The sequence below is a fragment of the Escherichia sp. WS2035 genome (genome assembly GCF_046487065.1).
GTDB lineage: Bacteria > Pseudomonadota > Gammaproteobacteria > Enterobacterales > Enterobacteriaceae > Escherichia > Escherichia coli.
In genome coordinates, this window is record NZ_JBJQKD010000012.1 from 50,521 (window position 1) to 72,849 (window position 22,329).

At 50.9% G+C, this 22,329-nt stretch carries 15 protein-coding genes; 4 read left to right on the forward strand and 11 right to left on the reverse strand.

All coding sequences use genetic code 11. The annotated features are described in order from the left end of the window. Window positions 1–307: 307 nt before the first annotated feature. Entirely contained in the window at window positions 308–2,227 is a 1,920-nt protein-coding gene (gene ygfT, locus ACJHX4_RS18870) for a formate-dependent uric acid utilization protein YgfT (RefSeq protein WP_001363023.1), read from the forward strand. Next, window positions 2,227–2,715 (forward strand): 4Fe-4S dicluster domain-containing protein, encoded by a 489-nt coding sequence (locus ACJHX4_RS18875; RefSeq protein WP_000838415.1) that lies wholly within the window; start codon window positions 2,227–2,229, stop codon window positions 2,713–2,715. Before ygfT ends, ACJHX4_RS18875 begins: the two co-directional genes overlap by 1 nt. Before the next feature lie 35 nt (window positions 2,716–2,750). Here the strand turns inward: ACJHX4_RS18875 and ghxQ are convergent, their stop codons facing one another. From ghxQ to mocA, 8 genes are all read right to left on the reverse strand, one after another. Further along, window positions 2,751–4,118: a guanine/hypoxanthine transporter GhxQ gene (gene ghxQ / locus ACJHX4_RS18880; protein WP_000012167.1), complete on the reverse strand. Its 1,368-nt coding sequence runs from the start codon at window positions 4,116–4,118 to the stop codon at window positions 2,751–2,753. Between the two features lie 35 nt (window positions 4,119–4,153). After that, entirely contained in the window at window positions 4,154–5,470 is a 1,317-nt protein-coding gene (guaD, locus tag ACJHX4_RS18885; protein ID WP_001296347.1) for a guanine deaminase, read from the reverse strand. 17 nt (window positions 5,471–5,487) lie between these two features. Beyond that, entirely contained in the window at window positions 5,488–6,888 is a 1,401-nt protein-coding gene (gene xanQ / locus ACJHX4_RS18890) for a xanthine/proton symporter XanQ (RefSeq protein ID WP_001280189.1), read from the reverse strand. A gap of 164 nt (window positions 6,889–7,052) precedes the next feature. Further along, entirely contained in the window at window positions 7,053–9,923 is a 2,871-nt protein-coding gene (locus tag ACJHX4_RS18895) for a molybdopterin-dependent oxidoreductase Mo/Fe-S-binding subunit (RefSeq protein ID WP_000583653.1), read from the reverse strand. Then, window positions 9,920–10,699 carry a molybdopterin-dependent oxidoreductase FAD-binding subunit gene (gene ygfM, locus ACJHX4_RS18900; RefSeq protein ID WP_000572441.1) on the reverse strand — a complete coding sequence of 260 codons (780 nt, stop codon included), beginning with the start codon at window positions 10,697–10,699 and terminating at the stop codon, window positions 9,920–9,922. The genes ACJHX4_RS18895 and ygfM overlap by 4 nt, the downstream gene beginning before the upstream one ends. A 50-nt stretch (window positions 10,700–10,749) precedes the next feature. Then, window positions 10,750–12,078 (reverse strand): putative aminohydrolase SsnA, encoded by a 1,329-nt coding sequence (gene ssnA / locus ACJHX4_RS18905; RefSeq protein WP_000906266.1) that lies wholly within the window; start codon window positions 12,076–12,078, stop codon window positions 10,750–10,752. A gap of 2 nt (window positions 12,079–12,080) precedes the next feature. After that, window positions 12,081–15,179, reverse strand: a complete 3,099-nt coding sequence (gene ygfK / locus ACJHX4_RS18910) for a putative selenate reductase subunit YgfK (RefSeq protein ID WP_000502457.1) — start codon at window positions 15,177–15,179, stop codon at window positions 12,081–12,083. Between the two features lie 321 nt (window positions 15,180–15,500). After that, window positions 15,501–16,079 (reverse strand): molybdenum cofactor cytidylyltransferase, encoded by a 579-nt coding sequence (gene mocA, locus ACJHX4_RS18915; RefSeq protein ID WP_001272860.1) that lies wholly within the window; start codon window positions 16,077–16,079, stop codon window positions 15,501–15,503. A gap of 103 nt (window positions 16,080–16,182) precedes the next feature. Between mocA and yqeC the strand changes: the two genes are divergently transcribed. Beyond that, on the forward strand, window positions 16,183–16,953 hold the full coding sequence (gene yqeC / locus ACJHX4_RS18920) for a selenium cofactor biosynthesis protein YqeC (protein WP_000835686.1): 771 nt from the start codon (window positions 16,183–16,185) through the stop codon (window positions 16,951–16,953). Window positions 16,954–17,000: 47 nt separating this feature from the next. Next, the gene (gene yqeB, locus ACJHX4_RS18925) at window positions 17,001–18,626 is read left to right on the forward strand and encodes a selenium-dependent molybdenum cofactor biosynthesis protein YqeB (protein ID WP_001020370.1); all 1,626 of its coding nucleotides are present in this window, start codon (window positions 17,001–17,003) and stop codon (window positions 18,624–18,626) included. Between the two features lie 40 nt (window positions 18,627–18,666). Here yqeB and arcC read toward each other — a convergent pair whose 3' ends face one another. From arcC to ACJHX4_RS18940, 3 genes are read right to left on the reverse strand one after another with little or no spacing between them, the layout of a single operon-like run. Beyond that, window positions 18,667–19,599 (reverse strand): carbamate kinase, encoded by a 933-nt coding sequence (gene arcC, locus ACJHX4_RS18930; RefSeq protein WP_000037984.1) that lies wholly within the window; start codon window positions 19,597–19,599, stop codon window positions 18,667–18,669. A gap of 47 nt (window positions 19,600–19,646) precedes the next feature. Continuing rightward, on the reverse strand, window positions 19,647–21,032 hold the full coding sequence (gene hyuA / locus ACJHX4_RS18935) for a D-phenylhydantoinase (protein WP_021533512.1): 1,386 nt from the start codon (window positions 21,030–21,032) through the stop codon (window positions 19,647–19,649). A 52-nt stretch (window positions 21,033–21,084) separates the two neighbouring features. After that, window positions 21,085–22,296: a YgeY family selenium metabolism-linked hydrolase gene (locus ACJHX4_RS18940; protein ID WP_001107125.1), complete on the reverse strand. Its 1,212-nt coding sequence runs from the start codon at window positions 22,294–22,296 to the stop codon at window positions 21,085–21,087. Between the last annotated feature and the right edge of the window lie 33 nt (window positions 22,297–22,329).

Sequence of the window (22,329 nt, forward strand, 5' to 3'; positions counted from 1 at the left end):
ATCACATAATCGTGGTTAAACCACGAAAATGAGAAGAGAACCTGACAATGGAATTATCTGTAATTTTCTCATATTGATATTTCATTAATCATTCTGGCATGTCGCACTCTCGCATTTAATCGTTTTTATCTGGATAGCATTCTTTTGATCGGCAATGTTGAAATAATGAAAGCGGCATAGATTGAGGGGCAATAATTTGAACTCAGTTGCAAAATTATAATTAAAACGGTCATGCTACCTAATATATGCCCGTTTATTGCATCGCGAAATTTGAGAAGACATAACTCATTAAATGAAAGGGATGCAAATGAATAAGTTTATCGCTGCTGAAGCTGCGGAATGTATAGGCTGCCATGCTTGTGAAATTGCCTGTGCGGTGGCACATAATCAAGAAAACTGGCCGCTGAGTCACAGTGACTTTCGACCGCGTATCCACGTTGTAGGGAAAGGCCAGGCTGCGAATCCGGTGGCCTGCCATCACTGCAACAATGCCCCTTGCGTTACGGCTTGTCCGGTTAATGCTCTGACTTTCCAGTCCGATAGCGTACAACTGGACGAGCAAAAATGTATTGGTTGTAAAAGATGCGCAATCGCTTGCCCCTTTGGCGTCGTTGAGATGGTCGATACGATTGCACAGAAATGCGACCTTTGTAACCAGCGCAGTTCCGGCACGCAAGCCTGTATTGACGTCTGCCCAACACAGGCGTTACGGCTGATGGACGATAAAGGGTTGCAGCAGATAAAGGTGGCCCGCCAGCGCAAAACGGCAGCAGGAAAAGCGTCATCAGACGCTCAGCCATCTCGCAGTGCAGCGTTGCTCCCCGTTAACTCGCGTAAAGGCGCAGATAAAATTTCAGCGAGTGAACGGAAAACCCACTTTGGCGAAATCTATTGCGGGCTGGATCCACAACAAGCGACTTATGAGAGTGACCGCTGTGTTTATTGTGCCGAAAAAGCTAACTGCAACTGGCATTGTCCGCTGCATAACGCTATTCCGGATTACATCCGTCTGGTACAGGAAGGAAAGATTATTGAAGCGGCAGAACTTTGCCACCAGACCAGTTCCTTACCCGAAATCTGCGGCAGGGTATGTCCACAGGACCGTCTTTGTGAAGGTGCATGTACTTTGAAAGATCACTCTGGCGCAGTCTCTATCGGTAATCTGGAACGCTACATCACCGATACTGCGCTGGCGATGGGCTGGCGTCCCGATGTCAGCAAAGTTGTTCCCCGTAGCGAAAAAGTGGCGGTGATTGGCGCTGGACCTGCAGGATTAGGGTGTGCTGATATTCTGGCGCGCGCGGGAGTTCAGGTTGATGTCTTTGATCGCCATCCAGAAATTGGCGGTATGCTGACTTTTGGCATTCCTCCTTTCAAACTCGATAAAACGGTATTAAGCCAGCGGCGAGAGATATTCACCGCAATGGGAATCGATTTCCATCTCAACTGTGAAATTGGCCGCGATATCTCTTTCAACGAATTAACGGCGGAATATGATGCTGTTTTCCTCGGCGTGGGGACTTACGGGATGATGCGAGCAGATCTGCCGCATGAAGATGCGCCTGGTGTCATTCAGGCGTTACCGTTCCTGACCGCCCATACCCGCCAGCTCATGGGATTGCCGGAGTCTGCAGAGTATCCGCTGACGGATGTGGAAGGTAAGCGAGTTGTGGTATTGGGCGGTGGCGATACGACAATGGATTGTTTGCGGACTTCCATCCGCCTTAATGCTGCCAGCGTGACCTGTGCGTATCGTCGTGATGAAGTCAGTATGCCGGGTTCGCGCAAAGAGGTGGTCAATGCCCGCGAGGAAGGTGTTGAGTTTCAGTTCAATGTTCAGCCGCAATATATCGCTTGTGATGAAGATGGACGCTTAACGGCGGTGGGCCTGATTCGTACCGCTATGGGTGAGCCGGGGCCGGATGGCCGCCGTCGTCCTCGTCCGGTTGCGGGTTCAGAGTTTGAATTGCCCGCCGATGTTCTCATTATGGCCTTTGGTTTCCAGGCACATACCATGCCGTGGTTGCAGGGCAGCGGAATTAAACTCGATAAATGGGGCCTGATTCAAACCGGCGACGTCGGGTATTTACCCACCCAGACGCATCTGAAAAAAGTCTTTGCTGGTGGTGATGCAGTTCATGGCGCAGATCTGGTTGTCACTGCAATGGCCGCAGGAAGGCAGGCGGCGCGCGATATGTTAACTCTGTTTGATACGAAGGCATCGTGATGAAATCGTTAATTATCGTTAATCCGGCTGACTGTATTGGCTGCCGTACTTGTGAAGTGGCCTGTGTGGTCGCTCACCCTTCAGAACAGGAGTTGAATGCCGATATCTTTTTACCCCGGCTGAAGGTACAACGGCTGGATAGCATCAGTGCGCCGGTGATGTGCCATCAGTGTGAAAACGCCCCTTGTGTTGGCGCTTGTCCCGTGGGGGCGCTGACGATGGGCGAGCAGGTGGTGCAGGCAAATTCTGCCCGTTGTATTGGCTGTCAGAGTTGCGTCAGTGCGTGCCCGTTTGGAATGATCACCATTCAGTCATTGCCGGGGGATACCCGGCAACAAATCGTGAAATGCGATCTCTGTGAACAGCGGGAAGAGGGGCCAGCCTGCGTTGAATCTTGCCCGACACAGGCGCTGCAGTTGCTGACTGAAAGAGAACTCAGGCGAGTCCGCCAGCAGCGTATTGTTGCCAGCAGTGAGAATCCTCTGTGAAAGAAATCTCCGCGCTGAAAGGCGCGGAGAATCTATTAGATTGCCCAACCACCCGCGTAAAACGCGACCAGTGCGGCAGTAATGATCACCGTACCAATATTCAGCTTTTGCCATTCGCGCGCAAAGACGCGACCCACCACCAGTGTTACAAAGCCCAGCATAATACCGGTAACGATATTACAAGTCAGAACGATGAACACGGCACACACCAGGCCAGCCATTGCGTCAATAAAATCGTTGAAATCCAGCTTCGAGACGTTGCTTAACATCAGCAAACCCACGTACATCAGTGCGGGAGCTGTGGCATAACCGGGGATCAGAAACGATAACGGTGATAAAAACAGAATCATCAGGAACAACACACCAACCACGGTTGCGGTTAAACCGGTTTTCCCCCCGGCGGCGGTTCCTGCCGCTGATTCGATATAAACCGCCGCGGGCGCTGCGCCCACCAGGCCGGAGAATATTGAACTTACTGAGTCACTGGTCAGGGCTTTGCCGCCGTTGATGATCTGGTTGTCTTTATCCAACAAATTCGCCTGACCGGCGACGGCACGGATGGTGCCAGTGGCGTCGAACACTGCGGTCATCACCAATGCCAGTACACTCGGAAGTACAGTTGGCTGGAGTGCGCCCATAATATCGAGGCTGAAAATCAGAGACTTACCATCTTCGCCAGTCAGGCTTGGCATCGCCACCAGACCGTGGTACTTCACCGCTGGGTCAAAGATTAAGCCGATGATCGAAATTGCAATAATCACCAACAAGATCCCGCCGGGTACGCGGCACTTTTCCAGACCGAAGATGACCGCCAGCCCCAGTAAGCTCATCATCACCGGGAAGGAGGTAAAGGCACCGAGCGCCACTGGCAAGCCTTCAATCGGGTTTTTTATAACCATTCCCACACCGTTAGCAGCAATCAGCAGCAGAAACAGGCCGATACCGATACCTGTACCGTGAGCGATCCCCATCGGCAAATTACGTAAGATCCAGGTACGCACACCGGTTACGGAAATAGCGGTGAAGATGACGCCCATCAGAAAGACTGCGCCCAGTGCGACAGGAACGCTAATTTGTTGCCCGAGTACCAGACTGAATGCGGTAAACGCCGTCAAGGAAATAGCGCAACCAATCGCCATTGGCAAATTGGCCCATAACCCCATCAGCAACGAGCCGAAGCCCGCGACCAGACAGGTGGCAACAAACACAGCTGCGGGAGGAAAACCTGCTTTGCCCAGCATTCCCGGAACGACGATAACGGAATAAACCATGGCCAGAAAGGTCGTTAAGCCAGCCAGTACTTCCTGACGAACGGTACTGCCACGAGCGGTAATTTTAAAATAATTATCCAGCGCGCCCTGTGGCTTTGGTGCGTCCGGTGTTTGTAGGATGTCTCCAGACATAATGATGTCCTCACGAGGATGTTAAAGTTTTATTATTAGTTGCGTTCGTACACCAGACGACCATCAACGTAGGTGCGGTAGATCGAACGGTCATCGCCCAACGTCATCATCACGAACAATTTGTCGACTAAAGAAACAGAGTTGTCATAGCGCAGCTGCTGTAGCGGAGTGGCAGTGGGTTCCATCACCACGAAATCAGCCTCTTTGCCAGGTAAAAAGTTGCCAATCAAATCGTCAAGGCCCAGAGATTTCGCTCCGCCGAGCGTGGCCAGGTAAAACGCTTCATATGCCGAGAGGCGATAGCCTTGTAATTGCAATACCTTGTAGGCTTCGTTCAGCGTTTGCAGCATGTTAAAAGTTGTTCCGGCACCGATATCCGTTCCCATGCCCACTTTGACTTTCTTCTGCCATGCTTTTTTCAAGTTGAATAAGCCGCTGCCGAGGTAAAGGTTGGAGGTCGGACAGAAAGCAATGCTGGATTTGGTTTCGCTGAGACGATCCCACTCTTTTTCTTCGAGATGGACGCAGTGAGCAAAGACGCAGTTTTTACCGGTCAGGCCGTACTGATGGTAAACATCAAGATAACCATCATGGTCAGGATAAAGCGATTTCACCCAGGCAATTTCATCTTTGTTTTCACAGAGATGGGTATGTACCCATGTATCCGGATATTCTTCTTTCAGGCGTTGCGCCATCGCCATCTGTTCAGGAGATGAGGTAGGGGCGAAGCGTGGCGTAATCGCATACAACAGACGACCATTTTTGTGCCAGCGTTCAATCAGTTCTTTGCTTTGGTGATAGCTGCTTTCGGCAGTGTCGAGCAGATAATCCGGTGCGTTTCGGTCCATCATCACTTTACCGGCAATCATACGCATATTGATATGACTGGCGGCTTCAAACAGCGCATCAACGGATTGTGGATGAACAGTGCCAAACACCAGCGCCGTGGTGGTTCCGTTACGTAAAAGCTGCTTGATGAAGAACGCCGACATCTCGCGGGCGTACTCTAAATCCTCATAACGACGTTCAGTAGGGAAGGTGTGTTTATTCAACCACTCCAGCAATTGTTCACCATAGGCCCCCACCATTTCACTTTGCGGATAATGGATATGTGTATCGATAAAGCCCGGTACTATCAGTTTGCCGCGATAGTCGCGCACGCGAATGGTGTCAGGAATTTGATGCTTTCCGTCTTCCCATTCGCCAAACCATTCCACTTTTCCCTGTTTAATGAGTAATAAACCATCCTCAATAAACCGCAGCGCAGAGGCAATTTCTTCCGGGTTATCGACCGTACGGGTGACATCAATAAAACTGCCTCGTACCGCTTTTAACGTGTGTTCTCCTGACATCATTGACTCCTTTACTGTTAATCCATCTCTTCCGCTGAGGTAATACCAGGCAGAACGTTTTCCTGTCGGTAGCCACCAGGGAGGATAATATTTAATAAAATCGCAGTTAACCCGCCAGCACAAATAGGGTTTTCAACTAATACATAAATAGAGGCTGGCAATATTTTAAAAATTTCGGGATCGTAGGAGATACCAAGCCCTAAACCTAAAGAAGTGGCAACAATAAGCGTTTCACGGCGCTTTAAACCGTTGGTGATGATGATGCGAATCCCTGCGATGGCAATCATGGAAAACATCAACGTCATTGCGCCTCCCAGAACTGCTGAGGGAATGGTCGTGAAGAAGCCGCCAATCATCGGAAATAAGCCGAGGATAACCAGCATTACCGCGATGGTTCGCCCGACATAACGTGAAGCGACGCCAGTCATCTGAATAACCCCATTATTTTGCGCAAACGTGGTTAATGGTAATGAACCGACAGCGGAGGCGATAACAGAAACCAGACCATCTGCCAGCACGCCGCCTTTCAGTCGGGACTGATACTCTTCCCCCTGAATGGGACGGCGGGAAACCATTGCCGTGGCGGTGATATCGCCGACAGCTTCCAGCACGCTAAGCAGATAAATCGTGCCAACCACCAGGAACTGATGGAAGCTAAAACTAAAGCCGTATTTGAACGGATGCGGGATGGTGATTAACGGCAAATTGCGCATACTGCTGAAATCCACCATGCCCAGGCATAACGATGCGATATAGCCGACACATAGCCCAATGGCGATCCCTCCCATGCGTAGCAACGGACTGCGACAGCAGTTAAAGCCGATCACCACAATCAAAACCAATAAACCAACGCCGAGATGTTCGTAATTGCCGAACGTACCGCTGCTTTTGGCTGCAAATCCTCCACCAAAATCAATAATGCCGACTTTAATCAGGCTTAAGCCGATCATCAGCACCACAATGCCGCTGACGGTAGGCGTAATAACCCGACGTAAATAGGGCAGGATAAAAGAAGAGCCGACAACCAGAAATGCGCCAACGAAGGAGACGCCGAGGAGCGACGACATGATTAACTCTTCGTGAAAACCGTCGCTTTTCATGCTGCTGCCCAGCGCAATCATGACCGTAACAAATGAAAAATTGACTGACTGAATTGAAAGTAAACCAGAACCGACGATGCCGTAGCGGTTTACTTGTAACCAGGTACCAATACCAGAGGCGATCATCGCCATAGAAACAAGATAGGCAGTTGTTTCAGCGGAAAGCTGTAAGGCCGCACCCACGATTAACGCGGGGGTTACCATCGGAACGAAAATTGCCAACAGATGGGTAATGGCACCTACGAGAGCCTGATGAAAGGGAGGGCGATCCTCCAGTTCAAATATAAGGTCAGAACCTGCATGGTTTATATCAGACATCCCTTCACTCCTTTTAAAGTAAATTTGATCATCTGAATTAGTAAAATAAATTCCCACGAATTTGGGGCGCAGGACGCCTTGAGAACGGCTTATCTCATTTTCGCAGTCACTATTTAGTCATCGTTCAAACAGAGAAACAGGCCGCCGAAGCGGCCATTTATTACTTATATTTTTTCCAGCGCGGTGAGTATTTTCTCCGGTGTGAAATGCCATTCGCGTAACCAGATGCCGCAGGCATCGTGAATTGCGGTAGCAATCGCCGGAGCTGCGCCATTTACACCGATTTCCGAGATCGATTTCGCCCCGAATGGGCCGACTTTATCGTCGCTCGGCACCAGCACAGCGCGGAAATCACGCGGAATGTCACCAATTTTCGGTGCGCCGTAACTGCGTAAATCACGCGTTAACGGGTGACCTTCGGCGTCATAAATGATCTCTTCGCTCATACTGTGGCCGATAGCACGCAGGGTGGCACCGTAGATTTGTCCCAACGCTAACTCTGGATTGACCGGTGTACCGCAGTCCAGCAAGGCGTAGAATTTATCCAGGCGGATTTCACCCGTACGCGTGTTGACGGCAACTTCAGCGAAGTTTGCGCCATACGGGAAGGCGAAATCAGGTGTGATATAACTGCCAGTTCCCACCAGTGAACCAAAGCCGGTGCCGGTTTCGCCTTTATGGGCTATCTCTCCGAAACTAACTTCGCCTTTCTTGCCGCGAACGACGCCCGGCGTTGCTAGTTGAACATCTGCCACTGGCTCACCCAATATTTGCGCGCCGTGGAACAGGATTTTCTCCCGCAGATTTTCCGCTGCCAAACGCGCAGCGTTACCCGAGAAGCAAGTACCGGACGAGGCATATGCGCCTTTATCAAACAGTGCATGATCGGTATCACCAGAGATAACATGCACGTCCTGCGGTGGGCAGTGCAGCACTTCTGCTGCCAGTTTGGTCACCACAGTATCCAGACCAGTACCAATATCCGCACCACCGGAATGAACGATAAAGGTGCCATCCGATTCCAGTTTGATCATGCAGTTAGCCTGATCGATATCCGGGATACCCGATTTCTGCATGATAATGGCGACGCCGCGACCGATGTGCCAGTCACCATTTTGCGGTTTTGGTGAAGACCATTGGATCATCTCGCGACCCTGACGCAGGATCTCTTCCAGTGCGCAGCTGGCGGCGGAAGGAACGGAGGTCGGCGCTTTACCTTCACCGATTGCACCGAGAATTTTCAGCTCTTGCCCTTCGTGTACCCGGTTACGTTCGATAATTTCCAGTTGGTCGATCTGTAACTGTTCAGCCAGTTCCGCTAATGCCATGGTGATAGCGAAGTTACCTTTCGGTGCGCCATAACCCTGATAAGCACCATTTGGGCAAATGTTGCTGTAGTAGGTGGTGACCTGAAAATCGACGTTATCGCATGGATATAACGGCAGCGACAGCGCCGGTCCGTTACACGGTACGGTGAGTGAGTGGTTACCGTAAGGACCCGTGTTGGCGCGGAAATCCATCTTCACTGCCGTCAGGCGACCATCTTTTTTCGCGCCCAGTTTGACGGTGACTTTCGCGACGTGACGAGAGGTGTTAGCAATAAACTCTTCTTCACGGGTGTAGCGGAAAAGTACCGGACGCCCGGTCACGCAGGTTGCCCAGGCGCACACTTCTTCCAGCAGGATGTCCTGTTTGGAACCAAAACCGCCGCCAACTCGCTCTTTAATGACATGAACTTTATGCTGTTTCATGCCCACGAGGCGCGCGACCTGGCGGCGTAAGTGCCATGGTACCTGGGTGGAGGCGTGGATCACCAGACGATCGCCGTCCATACGGGTAAAGCAGATATGTGTTTCAGTCGGGCACTGCTGTGCCTGCGTTGAATTATAGGTTCGCTCAATGATCACATCGGCATCGGCAAAGCCTTTGTCCATATCGCCAATATGACCATGAATACTGGCGGCGATATTTTTGCGTGGGCGAGAACCGATCGGGAAGTTGATGATCATATGCTCGCCGCGCTGGGCTGCATGGCTGTTATCATCTTCCAGAGTATCTGGCGCACCAGCAACATACACCACCGGTTCATCGTGCACGACAGGCGCATCTTCCGCCATTGCCTCGTCAATCGACATTACCGGCTTAAGCACTTCATATTCAACGTCGATGAGCTTCAGTGCTTCGAGCGCAATGTCTTCACTTTCGGCTACTACCGCAGCAACGCGATCGCCGACGTGACGCATTTTCTTGCCGAACATTCGGCGGTCAAGCGGTGACGGTTCCGGTGCGCTCTGACCACCCGGGGTATAGTAAATATCCGGGCAATTCAGGTGAGTAATAACGTGAACGACGCCCGGTAAGGCTTCAGCTTTGCTGACATCCAGATGAGTAATCAGTGCGTGAGCGTGTGGGCTACGTAACATTTTAATGACGCAGGCGTCAGCCGTTACGCGATCTTCAACATAGCAGGGTTTCGCCTGCACCATTTTCGCGGCATCAGTTTTAGGATAATGCTTGCCAATGACTTCAAGGTCGTCACGGAAAGTCGGAGCGATATCAATGGTGGCCTGCGGATTATTTTTACGTGCAACCGCCAGTTCAATGACCTGATAGTATTGCTGCCAGCCAGCATCGCGGCTAAACAGACCTGAGAGTGCGTCGTCGATCTCTTCGCGGGTAGGTGCGTCGATGCGATCGAGAAGATCGGTGATAATCAGAGCCGCAGCTGGATCGTTATAACCAGACTGCACCACGCCAACATCAACCATGGCCTGTTGAACCAGACTTAACTCATTCCATTTGCCCAGAGATTCTGCGGTACGAATATCTGCCTTCTCTAACTGTGCGGCGATAAGCAAGGACGCGTTAACGATATTACCGTTAAAGATAATTGCGTCAGAACCGGCAAACCCAAAGCCATCATCACTGTTGCGTACAGAGTGCATTCCCATGTTAAACAACAGCTTTTGCACGTTTTCGCCTGGATTAACGGTTAGCTCCTGAGGCGCGCCATTTAAAGTAAAGTGGATGATCATACGGCTTCCTCCCCAGCCTGTTGGCAGTCGGCATACAGGTCGGCTACCAGAACTCCCGTGATATAGCGTTTATAGGCCACGCTGCCCCGCAAATCTTCCTGCGGGAAAATGGCGTTGGCGACAGCCTGTTCCAGTGCATTGCCTTCCAGATTTTGAGTTTCAACATCATGCAGACGCAGTGCTTTACTGGCGACGCCATCCAGCGCAATTCGCATACCGTCGTGGTCTGTTATTGCAACGGCTGCCGTCACGACGGTTAAACCTGCCTGAGAACGGCTAATTTTGCGAGTCGCACAGGTGCGATACGGATCTTTAATGATAATTTCGGTTAACAGGCGATCGCATGGGCAGGCCAGGTAGTCCTCGATTGACAGCGTTTCGCCGTTGCCAAAAACCAGTTCAGCATCCAGTGCCAGCAGGACGGGAAGCAGCACTGACTCTTCTTGCCGGGCGGCAATTTCACCACCAATGGTCGACTGATTACGAACATGGCGAGAGTAGACAAAACCGAGAGCTTCCCGCAGTGCTGCAGGAATAAATCGCGCATCACGCAGTGGCTGCAAGCGAGACATTGCGCCAATTCGTAGTGCACCGTTATCCCAGTCAATCCAGTCCAGCTCCAGATCCTGCAAGGAAATGGCAATCTTTTTATCGGTACGGGTTGGTGTAGCGTTGAGTTTGCTGCCCCCGGCGAACCAGACGGCTTCATCCTGGTAGCGGCGCTTCAGTTCCAGCGCCTGTTCGACAGAGTCGGGTCTGAAAAATTGTTCAATCATCGTCTTTCCTTAATTTCCCCTCTTCTCTGAAAGAAGAGGGGAGCTGTTATTTATGCCAGCGCATCCATCCGACGCCACATACTGGCAGCGGCTTTTCTGGCTTGCGCATAAATGGAATCGCAATCGAAGTTAAACTGACGGTCTTCATAGACCATCACACCATTGACCATCACGCTGTGAACGCTACCTGAGCCCATACCGAAAGCGATATGCCCGGCGATATTGTCTGCCAGCAGCGGCGTCGGCGAGTTGTAATCGCAAATGGTTAAATCGGCTTTGTAACCGGCTTCCAGAAGCCCAAATTTCGCGCCAAAGTTGCGGCTCATCAGTTCGTTGCCGTTAGCCAGTGCTTTGGCAAAACTGTCAGGCCACAGCGGGCCACCCGCATCGCGATGTTTAAAGAAGGCAAATTTCATCTCTTCAAACATGTCCGAACCAATGCCGTCCGTTCCCAACGCCAGATTGCGGATGTCGCTAAGGTGATGGTTGTAGCCGACATGGTTGTTCATGTTTGAACGGGCGTTATGCACCAGGAACGCATCGCGCTGATTGAGTAGGACGATGTCATCTTTCGACAGGTACAGCCCATGAGCGACCAGCGTTTTGCTGTCGATGAGATCGAATTGCGCAAGTCGTGCCAGCAGGTCTTTGCCGTACCAATGGTGACTGTAGGAAACGTCGTAAAGGTCTTCCGCAACGTGAATATGCAAACCACGACCTGTGCTTTTCACGGCTTCACGCAGCATCTCCAGACCGGCATCCGGCACGGTAAACGGCGCGTGAGCGCCGATATGTGCTTCCACCAGATACGGCTCGGTTGCTGCTTTCTTCGCCTCATCAATCTGACGGGTGAAGCGGATGTTTTCTTCTACACCTTCCTGCAACTCTTTGATGCCGTTGTTACGGTCAGTAGTTTCAAAACAGGTCATCGCGCGCAGGCCAACTTTTAAAAATGCGTTGCGCAATGTGGAGAGCGACCCGTCGATATACGCCGGAGAGGCATGGTGATCGATAACCGATGTACATCCGCTCTTAATCGCTTCCAGGGAACAAATCAGTCCGCTGTAATAGAGCGACTCTTCATCAAGAGCGCGATCGAGCCGCCACCAGAGATTTTTCAGCGTTGAGATGAAATCCGGGCAGGGGGCGATGTTTGCCATAATTCCGCGGGAAAGCCCCGAGTAAAAATGGTTGTGCGAGCAGACAATTCCCGGCATCACAATCCGACCATGCATCTCTTTGTAGCTGGCATCGGGGTAGCGTTGCGTCAGGGCATCGCCGATAGCGACAATCACATCATTTTCGATGGCGATATCAACGCCTTCCTGCACTTTCGCCGGGTGTAACTGCACTGCGGTGACATTCTTCAGAATCAACATGATTACACCTCCACGCGGCCCAGCAGATAATGATGATGCTGGTGGACATGGCTAATGATGCGGCACATATCGTTCAGCTCCGGTGGTACGTTGTTGAACTGACCTTCGCTGTCGATGTTTAACACCCAGCTTTGGTTATTCAGACGTACGCGTACCCGGCAATCTTCCACAAGGAAGCCTGGGTTACTGCTGTTATCAAAGTCTTGCGACAGGCTGAAGACGGTGATTTTGTCTTTGTACGGTTTACCGTTCCACGGGCAGAATTGGGCGCAGTTGCCGCATTCGTTGCAGTAGGCATCGAGATGCAGCGTCTGGAAACGGTTCTGGAAGCCAGGAACCGCAATGGATACGTTGGCGCGGTTCGGGCAGACATCCACACACTTGCTGCAAACGTAGTTACATTCAAGGCAGCGTGCGGCTTCCTGTGCGACAAACGCGTCACGATCGTCACTGTTCACCAGAGTGACAGAGATATCGCCTTTACGTTGATAGATTTCCGCCGGATTTACGTTGTTCCAGTATTTATCGTTCTGGTGGGAACGGATATTTTCCCGACTAAGGATGGTATCGGTCGCCCGACGCGCGGTTCCGACAGCAGCGACAATGGAGGATGGTCCGCGCTGTACGTCGCCGATCATAAAGACGTCAGTCAGACGCGTTTCGCCATTATGGTCGACGTCTGGCCAGCCGTTTTTGTCCAGCGGCACGCCCATCGCATTCAGGGCTTCAGTATCCTGCTGTTCACCAATGGCGGTGATCAGACTGTCCACATGCAGTGTTACTGTTTCGTTGGTTTCAACCGGACGGCGACGACCTTTCTCATCAGGTTCGCCAAGCGACATAACGCGCAAGGTTAAGGTGCCATCAGCATCGAAACGTTCCGGATTATTCAGAAAACGGAACTCCACGCCGTCGTGCAACGCTTCTTCATACTCTTCGCGCCATGCGGGCATTTCTTGCAGTGAACGACGGTAAACGACCGTTGCTTTTTCTACGCCTGGAACGCGTAACGCCGCACGAGCGCAGTCCATTGCGGTGTTACCCGCCCCGACAACGACCACATGTTTGCCCAGCTTGAGCGCGGTGCCCTTGTTGTATTCACGCAGGAAAGGGAGTGATTTCCAGACATTTTGGTTGTCGCCCGCCAGTTTCACACCGCTATTTTTATCAGTGCCGGTGGCAATCAGAACATAGTGGAAGCCCTGATTTTTTAACTGTTCAACGGTCAAATCGGGTGAGCAACCGTACTCAAATTTCACGCCGTGAGCGGCAACAAAATCGATATCGTGCTGAATTAACTCTGCAGGAATACGGAACTGAGGAATGATATTTTTCACCACGCCGCCCGCATTGGCTTCGCGTTCAAACAGCGTGACCGGATGGCCCGCTCTGGCAAGGAAGTAACCTGCGGCCAGACCCGCCGGACCTGCACCAATCACGGCTACCGGATGGCGTGAACCGGAACCGGCTGGTTTGTGCCAGCGTTGCTTATATTCATCCCAACCTTTTTCCAGGGCGACTTTTTTCAGTTCGCGGATATTCAGCGCACTGTCGTAATCCAGGCGGGTACAGTTGTATTGGCACTGGTGATCGCAAATATGACCGGTAATGGCGGGCAGGGCGTTGCGTTGATAGATGAGTTCCAGCGCGTCGGCATAGCGGTGTTCGCCAAGCAGACGGATGTATTCCGGAATATCTTGCTTGATAGCGCAGGCAGTAACACAGGGGGCAACGTAGCAATCGGTCAGCGGCAGGTCTTCAGCCACTTCAATACGCTCTTCTGGCTTCCAGTGTTTCTGGGTGTATTCCATGGTTAACGCGTCTGCTGCCAGTCTGTTCAGTCGTTCGACGTCAACGTGGTTAAGCTCCCAGGCGTCGGAGCCTTCCAGCTCGCGCATGCAGGCACTTAAGCGCAGATAGCCGCCAGGTTTCAGCAGGTCGGTTGCCATAGTAATAGGGCGAATACCAGTATCAAAAATATCGCGGATAGTCAGCTGACTGGCACCACCGGAATAAGAAATGGGCAGTTTGCCGTCAAAGGCGCGAGAGAGAACTGCTGCAACGTTGATGGAGAGCGGGAACAGCGCACGGCCTGACATATACATCTCTTCACCGGGCAGTGCGCCTTTATTGTTGATGGTGCCGAGAGTGTTAGTCAGTTTTACGCCAAAGCCGAGTGATTTTTCTTTTGCCAGTGCCATCAGGCGTTCCAGCATTTCCAGTGCTTGCGTCAGCTTGAGGTCGTGATCAAATGACTCTTCTTTTAAGCCGATGTAACCGAAACCGCAGACATCGAGGATCTCACGAACACGCGCGTACCCCAGTAAGGTCGGGTTGAGTTTCACAAAGGTGTTGAGTCCTTTTTCTTCCAGCATGTAGCGGCAAATGGCTTCGATTTCATGCGGAGGACAGCCGTGCATGGTGGAGAGGGTAACACCTTGTACCATGCTGGTGGGGATGCGAGCGGGTAAGGCTTGCAAGCTTTCGCGTTTTTCCTGCAATCCGTGGCGGGCTAAAAATGCCTCATCCTGGAGTAGCTTATTAAGTGCATCGCGGTATTGAGCGAATTTCGGATGGTCAGATGCGTCCATCATATTGTCGATGAACTGCTGCATCGGCGGTTGCTTAATACCTTCGAGGTTGTAACCGACGCTCATATTAAAGATGAACGATTTACCGGAATCAGAAGGCTGGAACATCGCTTCGAGAAGGTGCAGGGCAAACCAGGCTTTGAGGTATTCATCCCAGGCTTTAAGCAGGGTAAATTCGGTAGACCATTCGGTGTTAAAGCACTCGTCTTCGGCATCGATACAGGGCTTTTCCAGCTCCAGACGGTCAAGAATTTGGACGGTTTTTAGTTCGATGAAGCGTCCGCCAGTCAGCCAGGAAGTGACAATATTTTGCGCGAGTTGCGTGTGCGGGCCAGCGGCAGGGCCGACGGGAGTGGCACAGGTTTCACCGAAGACGCTAACAGTTTTACTTTTTACGGGTGAGTAAAACTGTTGCTCGGGAATACCAAAGATTGAGCGTTGTTGTTGGTATTCATCAAATATGCGCGTCAAAAGTTCCTCAAACGGAATGGGACGCATAATATCCCCCATAACCCTCTCCTTAGCTTATACAGATATCATTGAGTGACCGGTGTTGAGAAATCCGGTGGTTTAGGGGGATAGAGCAACAATCGCACCACTCTTGCCAGGTTTGACGGGAAATATAAAAAAATGTGAGGCGGCTCGAAACTTAATGGCTTTTTGTGAATGAACTCACAGGTGCCAAATGAGAATTAAAATCACTCCTGAAAATTATTATTGCCAGCCCATTTATCACTTTTTCTCTTTTCTCAAAATCAGTGATTCCTTATCATTATGATAAAGAGTGCTGGAGGGATTAAATATTTGAACGCAATCGTTTAACTACGTTTTCTAAATTTCAGTATACCTTTTCTTCGCTGTAATAAAGTCGTCCGGAGTATCAATATCTAAAATTATTTCTGCATTTTCTATTTCGACGGAATAATGTTCTCCCATAAGGAGTGCCTGACGCATATTGGTGACATTGGGGCGCTGGATTGCCTGCATCAGGCATGGTTTTGACACTAAAATCGGATGGCCGGGGATGCCATTATGGAGTGGCAGTATTGCGCCATCATTTCGTAACGACCAGATTTTTCTAAAAATATCGATGGTGAGGGTTGGCATATCTCCGTGGGTGAGAAAACAATGTTCTGTTTGCACCGCGGGTACTGCGGCCTTTACTGATGTCAGTAAACCCTGCGCATAATCTGGGTTGTGGATAATAGTGATATTGCTCTGGTTCGCATAACGTTCGTGCAGTTCATTACCACGATAGCCGGTGACTAAAATAATTCGGCTACAAAACTGCAACGCATTTTTGATACTTGTATCAAGAATTGTTCCCTGTTGCCAGGGTAACATCATTTTCCATTGCCCCATTCTTGATGATAATCCTGCGGCGGTAATTATACAGTCGATGGCTGACATAGTGATTCCATTATTTACAGGAGCTAATAACGCCTGATAATTGCGTTACTTCCTGATGGATTACGTTGAGGGTAATTTATCCCAGAGAGGTCCATAAAGACGCGTGAAAAGTATAATTGACCCATCGGCATTATTCATTGATTTAGGCGCGCAGAAACGTCCCACTGTGATTTCTATTGTTGGTGCTGGGGGGAAAACCAGCTTGCTTTTTTGGCTGGCAGAACTGTTCCAGGCGAGTGGCAGGCGTGTATTAATCACTACGACGACACATATGTTTATGCCAACATCTCACTGGCCCGTGGTTTTCTGTCGTGATCCCGCCATGCTTCCTCATGCGTCTTTTATATCCCCCATTTCATTTTGTTTTCACTGCTGGAAAGCGAACCAGGGAAAAGTGCAGGGATTTACGCCAGAAGCGATTGATGCACTGGTACAACGACCAGAGTGTGACGTAATTCTCATTGAGGCAGATGGCTCGCGTGGAATGCCGTTAAAAGCGCCTGATGAGCACGAACCTTGCATACCTAAAAGCAGTTGCTGCGTGATTGCTGTGATGGGAGGACATATTTTGGGTGCGAAAGTGAGCACAGAAAATGTCCATCGCTGGTCGCAGTTTGCTGATATTACTGGGTTAACACCTGATGCACCCTTGCAACTGAGCGATCTCGTTGCGCTGGTTCGCCACCCTCAGGGCGCGTTTAAAAACGTACCGCAAGGTTGTCGGCGAGTCTGGTTCATTAACCGTTTTTCTCAATGTGAGAATGCGATTGCGCAAAGCGAGCTCCTTCAACCGCTGCAACAACACAACGTAGAGGCAATCTGGCTGGGCGATATACAAGAACATCCTGCAATCGCGCGCAGATTTGTGAATTAGCGGCCCGGGTATTCCGGGTTACTGAAAGGATATCCATTGAGGTTGGTATGAATATTTTCACAGAGGCTGCAAAACTCGAAGAGCAAAATTGTCCGTTTGCGATGGCGCAAATTGTTGATAGCCGAGGCTCAACCCCCCGCCATTCTGCACAAATGTTAGTGCGCGCCGATGGTTCTATCGTCGGTACAATTGGTGGCGGAATGGTTGAGCGGAAGGTGATTGAAGAGTCGCTTCAGGCATTGCAGGAACGTAAGCCGCGATTATTCCATGGACGTATGGCTCGTAACGGTGCGGATGCTGTCGGGTCAGATTGTGGAGGTGCAATGTCAGTATTTATCAGCGTCCATGGTATGCGTCCACGTCTGGTGTTGATTGGTGCGGGGCATGTCAACCGGGCGATAGCCCAGAGTGCGGCGCTATTAGGATTTGATATCGCCGTTGCCGATATTTATCGCGAAAGCCTCAATCCTGAACTATTCCCACCATCAACCACGCTTCTCCATGCTGAGTCGTTTGGTGCGGCAGTGGAAGCACTGGATATTCGCCCTGATAATTTTGTCCTGATTGCCACGAATAATCAGGATCGTGAAGCCCTCGACAAACTCATTGAACAACCCATTGCATGGCTGGGGTTGCTGGCAAGTCGCCGCAAGGTTCAGCTTTTCCTACACCAATTGCGTGAGAAAGGCGTGGCTGAAGAACATATTGCCCGTTTACATGCGCCCGTTGGTTACAACATAGGTGCGGAAACGCCGCAGGAGATCGCCATCAGCGTGCTGGCAGAAATATTACAGGTGAAAAATAACGCGCCGGGTGGGCTGATGATGAAGCCTTCTCATCCTTCCGGACACCAGCTGGTGGTGATTCGCGGTGCGGGGGATATCGCCAGTGGTGTAGCGCTACGTCTGTATCATGCGGGTTTTAAAGTGATCATGTTGGAAGTGGAAAAACCGACAGTGATTCGTTGTACCGTGGCGTTTGCCCAGGCCGTGTTCGATGGCGAAATGACGGTCGAAGGCGTCACCGCCCGCCTGGCAACCAGCTCTGCGGAAGCGATGAAACTTACCGAACGCGGATTTATCCCTGTGATGGTAGATCCCACCTGTTCATTGCTTGATGAACTGAAACCGCTTTGCGTGGTGGACGCTATTCTGGCGAAACAGAATTTGGGAACGCGGGCAGATATGGCACCAGTAACAATCGCGCTTGGGCCGGGCTTTACTGCAGGGAAGGATTGTCATGCGGTAATTGAAACAAATCGCGGGCACTGGCTCGGTCAGGTGATTTACTCAGGTTGTGCGCAGGAGAATACCGGTGTTCCCGGCAATATTATGGGGCATACCACCCGACGAGTGATCCGCGCTCCTGCTGCAGGCATTATGCGATCCAACGTGAAATTAGGCGATCTGGTGAAAGAGGGCGATGTCATTGCCTGGATTGGTGAGCATGAAATTAAAGCACCGTTGACGGGGATGGTGCGTGGCTTGTTGAACGACGGACTGGCCGTGGTCGGTGGTTTTAAAATTGGTGATATCGATCCTCGTGGTGAAACGGCTGATTTCACCAGCGTTTCTGATAAAGCCCGGGCGATTGGCGGCGGCGTACTTGAGGCGTTAATGATGTTGATGCATCAGGGCGTTAAAGCGACAAAAGAAGTGCTGGAAGTGGCTTAAATGAAAATGGCCGGATGGTATTACCCATCCGGCCTTTAAATTACTGACAAATCACCGTTCCGGTTTTGCCTTCAATCCCTTCTTTCGCTTTGCTCAATACGGTAATCAGTGCTTCACGACCTGCGCGAGAGCGAGCAAACGAGGCGGCAGCTTCCACTTTAGGCAGCATAGAACCTTTCGCAAAATGACCTTCTTCGATAAAGCGTTCAGCATCACTTAATGACAGGCGATCGAGCCACTGTTCATTCTCTTTTCCGAAGTTAATGGCCACTTTTTCTACCGCAGTCAGAATGATCAGCATATCGGCATCGATCATTTCTGCTAAACGGGCACTGGCCCAGTCTTTATCGATAACCGCGCTGGCACCACGCAGATGGTTACCTTCACGAATAACAGGGATACCACCACCGCCAACGGTGATCACCACCTGTCCGGCATCTACCAGAGCTTTAACCGTTTCTTTTTCAATGATATCAACCGGTTTTGGCGAAGCAACGACACGACGATAGCCGCGACCCGCATCTTCTTTCAGAGTGTAACCCTGTTTTGTCAGTAGCTCTGCTTCTTGCTCGGTAAAGAACGAACCAATCGGCTTGGTCGGGTTGAGGAATGCCGGATCGTTAGCATCGACTTCGACCTGGGTAACCAGCGTTGCTACAGGTTTATTAATGCCACGAGAAAGCAGTTCTTCTCTTAAGGCGTTTTGTAGATCGTAACCAATATAACCCTGGCTTAAGGCAACACAGACAGACATCGGCAGCATTGGCGAGTGCGCTTCAGTTTTTGCGGCAGCTTCAAAGGCCTGGTTAATCATGCCCACCTGTGGCCCGTTGCCATGAGTGACGATGACCTCATGTCCCTGGGCAATTAAATCAACAATTGCCTGAGAAGTAATTTTTACCGCTTTCATTTGTCCGGCCAGGTCATCGCCCAGCGCATTCCCGCCCAGGGCGAGAACAATTTTCTTACTCATTTTTCCTCACTCATCATTCTTGATTGTGTATAGATCCCTGGCAGTGGTTAGAGCACGGGAGGGACAAACGGTTTGCGTCGCAGGAAACGACCTTGCCCGGCTTTGCCTGTAAAGGTGCCGTCGCAGAAAATCGTTTCACCACGGGATAAGGTTCTGACAATCGCGCCCTGACAGGTAAAACCCTCCCATGGCGAGTAGTCAGCGTTGTCGTGGAGATGGCGATGCTGAATTTGTTGGCTCTGACGTGGGTCTATAATCACCACGTCGCCATCGGAACCGGGCGCTAATAATCCTTTTTGTGGCCACAGGCCAAACAGCCTGGCGGGCATTGCACTGGTTAACTCAACAAAACGCTCCGGTGAGATACGCCCCGTCATCACGCCACTGGAGAACAGCAGTTGCATGCGGTTCTCCACACCGGGTAAGCCATTTGGGCAGCGGCTGAAATCGCCTTTAGAAATTTGCAGGCGTTGAGCCATCGAGAAGGTGCAGTGATCGGTTGCCACCACGTCAATCGCACCATCGCTGATGCCACACCACAGTTTGTCCTGCTCGCGTACGTTACGCAGCGGTGGGCTAAGAATGAACTTCATGCCATCTTCTGTATCGTAACTGCGTTCGTCCAACAGGAGATATTGTGGGCAGGTTTCAACCCAGACTGGCTGGTGATTCGCACGGGCAAGACGCAGATAATCCAGACCTAAGCCGTTAGACAGGTGCACGATATAGAGCGGGGCGTTACCGGCAATTTGTGCCAGGTTAATCATGCGGGCGATGGCTTCCGCTTCGCATTCCAGAGGTCGACTCAAGGCATGATAACGCGGCGCGGTTAACCCTGCGGCGATAAACTCCGCCCGCTTGCTGGCGATAGCTGCGTCATTTTCCGGGTGCACGGTGGTCAGCGCGCCGGACTCATGCAAGCGGCGTAATGCCTGCAACACTTCATCATCGTTGAGTTTATATTGATAGGTTAAATAGAGTTTAAAACTGCTCAGTCCTTCCTCAACCATCATCGGAATTTCGTCGAGGATAGCGTGATTAATATGTTGAATGACACCGTGAAAGCTGTAGTCGATGACTGCTTTGTGGGCGGCATAACCGCGATAAACTTCCAGTTGATGGCGTAACCGGCAGCCATTTGGGCCAAATCCCATATGGTCAATAATGGTTGTTGTACCGCCACACGCAGCTGCGCGGGTACCGGTAAAAAAATCATCACAACTGCGCGCGATGCCGACATCAATATTGAAATGCGTATGGACATCCACGCCGCCAGGGAAAACGTAACAGCCAGAGGCATCAATTTCTTCGCAAGGGAGTTGCGGCGAAATATCGGTACCCAACTGGCGAACAATCCCGCTTTCAATCAGCAAATCCTGCTTCGCCTGTCCATCTGCATTAACAACAATGCCGTTTTTTATCAATACGCGCATAGCAAACTCCAAAAACCCTCCGGTGAACCGGAGGGGAATAAGTGAAGAGTAATTATTCGGTTGCCAGCCAGCTTAATGGGATTGCAGCGTACATAGCGGCACAGGTTACCAGGTGAGATTTCCAGGTTTTTTCGTTTGGCGCGTGCGCTTCCGGTTCTTTACCGGGGCCAAAACCGATGACCGGAATGCCGTGGCGACCCATGATGGATACGCCATTAGTCGAGAAGGTCCACTTATCAACGACAGGCGCTTTACCAAACAGCCCTTCATAAGCATTCACCAGTGCTTTAACGGTGAAGTGATCTTCTTCCACTTTCCAGGTCGGGAAGTAGCATTCGGTTGGGTAAACCAGGCCAGTCCAGGACGGGCGGTCGTAGTTGTACATAGAAACGACAGCATTCGCTTTTTGTACTGCAGGCAGGGCACGGATCTCGTCCAGCGCGCCTTCCCAGGTTTCGCCCCAGGTCAGACGACGGTCGATTGAAACTGCGCAGCTGTCTGCGACAGCGCAACGGCTTGGGGAGGTGAAGAAAATTTCAGAAACGGTGAGGGTGCCTTTGCCGAGGAATTCGTCATAACCCAGACGTTGGGAGAGTTCTTGTAATTCGCCAAGAATCGGACCCATTTTGAAAATGGCGTTATCACCGCGTTCTGGTGCCGAACCGTGGCAGCTAACACCCTGAACATCAATACGAATTTCCATACGACCGCGTTGACCACGGTATACCTGGCAGTCGGTTGGTTCGGTACTGACCACAAATTCCGGGCGAATGCCGGATTGTTCAATAATGTACTGCCAGCACAGGCCGTCGCAGTCTTCTTCCTGCACAGTACCGGTAACCAGCAGGGTATATTCATCTTCCAGACCGAGATCTTTAATGATTTTACCGGCATATACCATAGACGCCATGCCGCCTTCCTGGTCGGAAGTACCACGACCACCGATCAGCTCGTCGGTTTCCATGCCTTCATACGGATCGAAGTCCCAGTTTTTGATGTTGCCAATGCCGACTGTATCGATATGAGCGTCCATTGCCACCAGACGCGGGCCGTGGCCGATATAACCGAGAACGTTGCCCATTGGGTCGATTTCAACTTTATCGAAGCCGACTTTTTCCATCTCTTCTTTAATACGATGTACTACGCGTTTCTCGTCGCAGCTTTCACTGGGAATAGCAACCATATCGCGCAGGAAGCGAGTCATGTCTGCCTGGTAATCTTTTGCTTTTTCAAGAATCAGTTTGAATGGAATATTCTTAGCCATTATTTTTCTCCAGATTTTTTACTCCCCGTTTTG